The organism is Corallococcus sp. CA041A (assembly GCF_003612075.1).
In the GTDB taxonomy this organism is placed as follows: domain Bacteria; phylum Myxococcota; class Myxococcia; order Myxococcales; family Myxococcaceae; genus Corallococcus; species Corallococcus exiguus.
Genome location: NZ_RAWF01000456.1, coordinates 1 through 3769 on the forward strand (window position 1 = coordinate 1; position 3769 = coordinate 3769).

The 3769-nt window shown below is 71.4% G+C and carries 1 protein-coding gene; it reads left to right on the forward strand.

Features of this window, described 5'->3' with window-relative positions; translation table 11 throughout:
- Positions 1–3769: non-ribosomal peptide synthetase (locus D7V77_RS40890; protein WP_120581584.1), on the forward strand; the 3769-nt coding region annotated here is incomplete at both ends.

The following is a 3769-nucleotide window of genomic DNA, read 5'->3' on the forward strand; positions in this document are numbered from 1 at the left end:
GCAGGACCTGGAGGCGACGGTGGAGGGGGCGCACCCGGCGCTGAGGCCCGGGGGCGGCGCGGTGTTCTCGGTGGAGGTGGGGGGCGAGGAGCGCGCCGTGGTGGTGCAGGAAATCGACGTGCGACGGCTGGGCGGACTGCGTGAGCAGCTGGCGGCGGCGGACGCGGCGGTGGGCACCATCCGTCAGCGGCTGGCGGAGTCGCACGAGGTGCAGGCGCACGCGGTGGTGCTCATCGAGCCGCTCAGCTTGCCCAAGACGTCCAGCGGCAAGGTGCAGCGGCACGCGTGCCGAGCGGCCTTCCTCGCGGGGGCATTGCAGGAGGTGACGGCGTGGCGGGCGGAGCCGCCGGGGGGCGTGCGTTCGTCGTCCGAAGCTCCCCTCCCCGCTTCATCCGAATCCATTCCGGGCTCCGACGGGGACGGATCCATCAATGCGCCGGGCTTCGGTGAATCCGGGCCGTTGGCGTTGGCTGGGGCCTCCGATTCCGGAGCCTCTGCCTCAGCCGTCCCGGGCTCCGGTGTGGCTGGGGCCAACAGGCCTTTGGCTTCGTCCGGGCCGTCATCGAGTCATGAGCGCGGAGCCAGTAGCCCGGCCGCTCCTGGCGCGGGTTCTGGAGCACGCGAAGCGGCGCCCGTCTCAGAGGGCCTGCCCACGAATGCGGACGAGGCAGCGCTGGTGGCATGGCTGCACGACGTCGTGGCCCGGCACATGCGCATGCGCCGTGAGGACATCGACGTCGATGCTCCAGTGACTCGCTACGGGCTGGACTCGTTGGGCGCGGTGGAGTTGGCGCACGAAATGGGTATCGGCACGATGCGCGTGACGGTGCCCATGGAGTGGTTGCTCCAGGGACCGAGCATCACGTCCCTTGCACGGCAGCTGATCGCGGCCCGCACAGCGGCGTCCGCCCCTGCATCGAGCACGCTGCGTCGCCGGGAAGTAACAGGCGACCGGGCGGCGTCCTTCGCGCAGGCGCGGCTGTGGTTCCTGGATCGGTACGCACCGGGCGACGTGACCTACAACCTTCCCGCCGCCGTGCGACTGGAAGGCGAGCTGGACGTGGCCACGCTGGAGAACAGCCTCCTCGTGCTCGCCGCGCGCCATGACGCGCTGAGGACTTCCTTCCGGGAACAGGACGGAAGGCCGCTTCAGGTCATCGCGAGCTTCGCATCCCTGCCACTGGCCCGCGTATCACTGGAGTCCCTGCCCGCGGACACCCGCGAGGCCGAAGCCTCCCGTCTGGCCCATGAGGAGGCCCGCCGTCCGTTCATCCTGACGCAGGGACCGCTCGTGCGCGCCACGCTACTGACGCTGGATGAGCGCACGCACGTGTTGGTGCTCGTCATGCACCACGCCGTGTCGGACGGCACGTCCATGGCCGTGCTGGTGCGCGAAATGTCCGCCCTCTACGCGGCGCTGCTCGAAGGCGGCCCGTCGCCGCTGCGCGCGCTGAAGGTGGCTTACGCTGACTACGCGGAGTGGCAGCGGGAGTCGCTGGACGGAGCCGCACTGGCTTCGCACCTGGACTACTGGCGGCAGCAGCTCTCAGGCGCGCCCCGCTTGCTGGAGCTGGCAACAGACCGGCCGCGTCCCCCCGAGCGTGGAACGCAGGGCGCCCGGGTGCCGGTGGTGCTCGACTCACGGCTCGCCGAGGCAGTGCGCGGGTTGGCCATCAGCGAGGGCGTCACCCCGTTCATGGTCCTGCTCGCGGCCTTCCAGGCGGTGCTCGCGCGCCGCTCGGGACAGGACGACGTCAGCGTGGGCACGGCCATCGCGGGTCGTGAACGTGCGGAGTTGCAGGGCCTGGTGGGCTTCTTCGTCAACACGCTGGTGATGCGCACGCGGTTGTCCGGCGCGCCCACCTTCCGTGAGCTGCTGGGCCGGGTGCGCGCGACGGCGATGGGTGCGTACGCGCATCAGGACGTGCCCTTCGAGAAGCTGGTGGAAGCGCTCCAGCCCACGCGCGAGCGCGGGCACACGCCCCTCTTCCAGGTGATGTTCATCCTCCAGGGCGCGCAGGTGGGCGCCCCCGTGCTGCCGGGCATCCAGTCGCGCTTGCTGGACGTGCATTCGGGCACGGCGATGTTCGACCTGACGCTCTCGCTCTCCGAATCCGCGAGGGGCTTCGAGGGCTGGCTGGAGTACGCCACCGACCTCTTCGACGCGGACACCGTGGCCCGCATCGCTGGCCACCTGAGTGTGCTGCTGGAGGCCGCCGTCGCGGACCCTTCGCGCCAGGTGGATGAGCTGCCGTGGCTCAGCGCCGATGAGTCGGAGCATCTGCTCGCGCTGTCGCGTGGACCCGATATCGAGTTCCCCTCGGATGCCACCCTCTCCTCGCGCTTCGCGGCGCAGGTGGCTCGCACGCCGGATGCCGTGGCGCTCGTCGCAGGGGATGGCCGGCTGACGTACCGGGAGCTGCGTGCTCGGGCCCGGGCCGTGGCGCACACGCTGAGGCAGCGTGGCGTGGGGCCGGAGTCGGTGGTGGGCTTGTGCGTGGACCGCTCGGTGGAGTTGGCGGTGGGGATGCTCGGCATCCTGGAGGCGGGGGCGGCCTACCTGCCGTTGGATCCGGCGTACCCGGCGCAGCGGCTCGCGGCGATGTGGGAGGACTCGGGGGCGAAGGTCCTCGTGGGGCCTCGTCGCCTGGAGGATGTCATCGCGGTGCCGGCCGAGCGCCGGCTCTTCCTCGATGACGTGGCCCCTTCGGTGGGAGCGGACTTCGTGCGGTCCGCGGGTGACGCGCGGACGCTCGCGTACGTGCTCTACACGTCGGGTTCGACGGGGCGGCCCAAGGGCGTGGGCGTGCCGCACCGGACGGTGATGAACTTCTTCCGCGCGATGGATGCGCACGTCTCGCCGTGCCCGGGCACGTGGCTGGCGATGACGAGCATCTCCTTCGACATCTCCGTGCTGGAGCTGCTCTGGGCCTGGACGCGCGGCTTCCAGGTGGTGCTCGCGCCCACGGGCCTGGAGCCCGCGGCGTTCGCGGACCTGCTGGAGCGCCACGCCGTCACCCACTTCCAGTGCACGCCGTCGTACGCGCGTGCGCTCGTGGAGGAGCCCCGGGCGCTGCATGCGCTGGGCGGACTGCGCCAGATGCTCGTGGGCGGCGAAGCGCTTCCGGGGAGCCTCGCCTCGAAGCTGCGCGAGCACGTCCCTGCCCTGCTCAACATGTACGGACCCACCGAGACGACGGTGTGGTCGTCCATGCATCGCGTGGAGACGAACACGGCCGGCACGGTGTCGCTGGGACGGCCGCTGGCGAACACCGGGCTGCACGTCCTGGATGCCCTGCTGCGGCCGGTGCCGGTCGGGGTCCCCGGTGAGTTGTTCATCGGGGGTGAAGGCGTGGTGCGCGGCTACCTGGGCCGGCCGGAACTGACGGCCGAGCGCTTCGTGCCGGACGCGCTTCGCGAAGCGCCGGGCACGCGGATGTACCGCACGGGCGACCGGGTGCGCTGGCTCGCGGACGGAACGTTGGAGTTCCTGGGCCGCATCGACCACCAGGTGAAGCTGCGCGGCTTCCGCATCGAGCCGGGCGAAATCGAAGCCGCGCTCCGCATGCACCCCGAGGTCCGCGAGGCCGTGGTCGACGTGCGCGAACAGCGGCTCGTGGCCTACGTCGTCCCGGCCTTCGGGGATGCCGGCGTTCTGCGTGAGCACCTGCGCTCCCGTCTCCCTGCGTACATGGTGCCCTCGGCCTTCGTCGGCCTGGACACCCTGCCCCTCACGCCCAACGGCAAGGTGGACCGCGGCGCCCTGCCC